Genomic DNA, 3,011 nt, shown 5'->3' with positions numbered 1-3,011 from the left:
GGTGGTCGAGACGCTGCGGCGCGCGGCCGAATGAGCTGAGTCGCAAGCCAGGGATCGCGCCGATTTTTTTCGCGCGCCGATCGGAAAGGGGCCGGGAGTGCACTACATTCCCCGGCCCTGCTTTTTTGTGAATCGACTTTCCCGCATGCGCCTGGCGTCCTTCCAGATCACCCACTTTCGCTCGATCAACGACAGCGGTCCCATCGAACTCTCCCGGATCACCACGATCCTCGGCCGCAACGACACCGGCAAATCCAATCTGCTGCGCGCGCTGCACAGCCTGAACCCGGCCGAGGGGCCGGTCAGCGCGCTGAGCCCGATCAAGAACTTTCCGCGCCACCGCCGCCTGAGCGAATGCACGGCCGACACGCCCGTGGTCCACACGCGCTGGCGCCTCGAGCCGCAGGAGCAGGCCGAGCTGGTGCGCATGCTGCCGCGCGCCTCGGGCGTGAGCCACGTGACCGCGGGCCGCGGCTATGGCCCGGCGCGCTGGGCCGGCCTCGAGGGCCTGGGCGACCTGTCGATCGACGTCGGCGATGCCAAGGGCAAGATCCGCAAGATCGTGCCGGCCGTGAAGGCCGCGGCCGAGAAGCTGGCCGACGAACTGCGCGCGCCGCTCGAGCAGGCGGCCGATGCCTTCGACGGCGCGATGATCCTCAACCCCGACCTGCTCAAGTGGTCCGAGGGTGCGCAGCTCGCCCTGGCCGCGCTGCGCCAGGCGCTGGCCGCGGCCGGTGCCGAGCTGGCCGACAAGCCCGCGCAGATGATGACCGAGCTCGAGGAGCTGTCGCTGTCGATCGTCAGCGACGGACCCGCGCTCGCGCGCGCCAAGGCGTGGATCCTCGAGCGGCTGCCGCGCTTCGTGTTCGTCGACGAGTACCCCGCGCTGCAGGGCCGCCAGAACATCGCCGACTACCTCTCGAGCGAGGCGCGCGACCATCTCTCGAGCGCGCAGCGCAGCTTCGGCACCCTGTGCCGCGCCGCGGGTCTCGATCCGCGCGAGCTGCATGTGCTGCACGAGCGCGGCGACCAGGCCACGCGAAACCAGCTCGTGAACCGCGCGGGCGCGGCGATGACGGCCGAGATCCGCCGGCTGTGGAAGGACCGGCCGCTCAAGGTGCGCTTCAACCTCGACGGCGACGAGTTCGACACGCTGGTGTCCGACCCGGGCGGTGCCTACGAGGTCGAGGTCGGGCTGGACGAGCGCAGCCGTGGCTTCCAGTGGTTCTTCGCGTTCCACGTGGCCTTCTTCGCGGGCCTGCGCGGCGAGGCCGGCGAGCAGGGCGATGGCACCATCGTGCTGCTGCTCGACGAGCCCGGCCTGCACCTGCATCCGCGCTCGCAGGCCGACCTGCTCGCGCACTTCGAGCAGGATTTCGCGCAGCAGATCGTCTACACCACGCACTCGCCCTTCATGGTGCTGGCCGGCGAGAAGGCCTCGGTGCGGATCGCGCAGCTCGAGGGCGGCGCGGGCACCACGCTGAGCAGCCGCGAGCTGGCGGCGATCACCGGCAATGCGCGGATCGGTGCGCTGTTCGACCTGGCGCAGGAGCCGCCGGCCGCAGTGTCCGAGTCGGCCGCAGCGACCGTGCCGGCCGAACCGGCGGTGGCCGCCGTGCCCGCCTGAGTCAGTCCCGCCTGTCGCCTTCGTCGGTCGGCGGCGGAAACATCCGCTCGACCGCGAAGTCCACGAAGGCGCGCACCTTCGGCGACAGCTGCCGGCTCGACGGCCACAGCGCCGAGAACTGGCCGCGGTGCGTGACGTGGGGCGCGAGCACGCACTGCAGCTCGCCGCGCGCCAGCGCATCGCGCGCGAGGAAGTCGGGCATGAAGCCGATGCCGAGCCCGGCAATGGCGGCGCCGAGCATGGCCTCCATGTTGTTGCACAGCATCGTGCAGGGCAGCCGCTCGGGCAGGCCCGGCAGGGTCCAGTCCTCGATGCGCGTGCCGGTCACGAACTTGTAGCGCAGGCAGGCATGCTCGGCGAGGTCGGCCGGCTGTTGCGGCACGCCATGGCGCGCGAGGTAGGCCGGCGCGGCCACCAGCAGGAAGCGGAACGGCCCGAGGCCGCGCGCCACCAGCCCCGAATCGACCAGCTCGCCGCTGCGGATCGCCACGTCCACGCCCTCGGCGATCACGTCGACCAGCCGGTCGTTGAAGTCGAGGTCGAGCTCGATCTGCGGATAGCGGGCCTGGAAGTCCGGCAGCATCGGCAGCAGGAAGCGGTAGCCGATGGTCGGCAGGCTCACGCGCAGCCGGCCGCGCGGCTGGGCCACGGCGTCCTGCATCATCGCGCGCGCATCGTCGAGCTCGTCGAGGATGCGGCGGCAGCGCTCGTGGAACATCGCGCCTTCCTGCGTGAGCCGCACCTGGCGCGTGGTGCGGTTGAACAGCCGCAGGCCCAACTGCTGCTCGAGCCGCGCCACGTTCTTGCCGACCGCCGAGGCGGAGATGCCGAGCAGGCGCCCCGCCTTGGCGAAGCTCAGCAGGTCGGCCGCCCGCACGAAGGATTCGAGGCCGCTGAAACTGTCCATCGATTGGCAACCTCAGGTTGGGAGTGAGTGGAGCAATGCGCCCATTCTCTTTGCATTCAATCATTTTTATCTTCTCTTCACGCCGAGGAGGGCGTCGGCCGGGTCTCCGGGCCGGCGCCGCCCGGCCCTGTCTTCGGTCCTGCGTGAAGGGTGTCCATGTCTTCTTCCTTGTCTTCGTCGGCGTCTTCGTCTTCCCCGGCGCCGCATCCGTACTGGCTGCTCGCCGCCGTCTGCCTGGCCGCGATCGGCATGCCGCTGAGCTTCACCGGCCCGGCCGTGGCGCTGCCCGCGATCCATGCCGCGCTGGGCGGCAGCCCGGTGCAGCTCAACTGGGTCACCAATGCCTTCATGCTGAGCTTCGGCGGCACGTTGATGGCGGCCGGCGCGCTGGCCGATGCCTATGGGCGCAAGCGCGTGTTCGTGCTCGGGCTGCTGCTGATCCTGCTCGGCAGCCTGTTCGCGGTGTGCGCGCCGGGC

General features: G+C 70.5%; 3 protein-coding genes. 2 read left to right on the top strand and 1 reads right to left on the bottom strand.

All coding sequences use genetic code 11. The features are described from left to right. Positions 1-145 precede the first annotated feature (145 nt). Entirely contained in the window at positions 146-1,627 is a 1,482-nt protein-coding gene (locus AC27VN_RS37540) for an AAA family ATPase (RefSeq protein ID WP_490879939.1), read from the top strand. Position 1,628: 1 nt separating this feature from the next. Here AC27VN_RS37540 and AC27VN_RS37535 read toward each other — a convergent pair whose 3' ends face one another. Further along, positions 1,629-2,534, bottom strand: a complete 906-nt coding sequence (locus AC27VN_RS37535) for a LysR family transcriptional regulator (protein WP_490879938.1) — start codon at positions 2,532-2,534, stop codon at positions 1,629-1,631. Positions 2,535-2,690: 156 nt separating this feature from the next. Here AC27VN_RS37535 and AC27VN_RS37530 point away from each other — a divergent pair. Next, a partial coding sequence (locus AC27VN_RS37530) for an MFS transporter (protein ID WP_490879937.1) occupies positions 2,691-3,011 on the top strand: 321 nt, incomplete at its 3' end.

It is taken from the genome of Variovorax sp. 20P10.2.4 (assembly GCF_058244205.1).
Note: the sequence above shows the minus strand (reverse complement) of the source record. Positions and strands in the feature narration are given on the sequence as shown.

Excerpts from the sequence above, each read along its gene's own strand:
- AC27VN_RS37540 (WP_490879939.1), top strand. The coding sequence starts at position 146 with ATGCGCCTGGCGTCCTTCCAGATCACCCACTTTCGCTCGATCAACGAC.
- AC27VN_RS37535 (WP_490879938.1), bottom strand. The coding sequence starts at position 2,534 with ATGGACAGTTTCAGCGGCCTCGAATCCTTCGTGCGGGCGGCCGACCTG.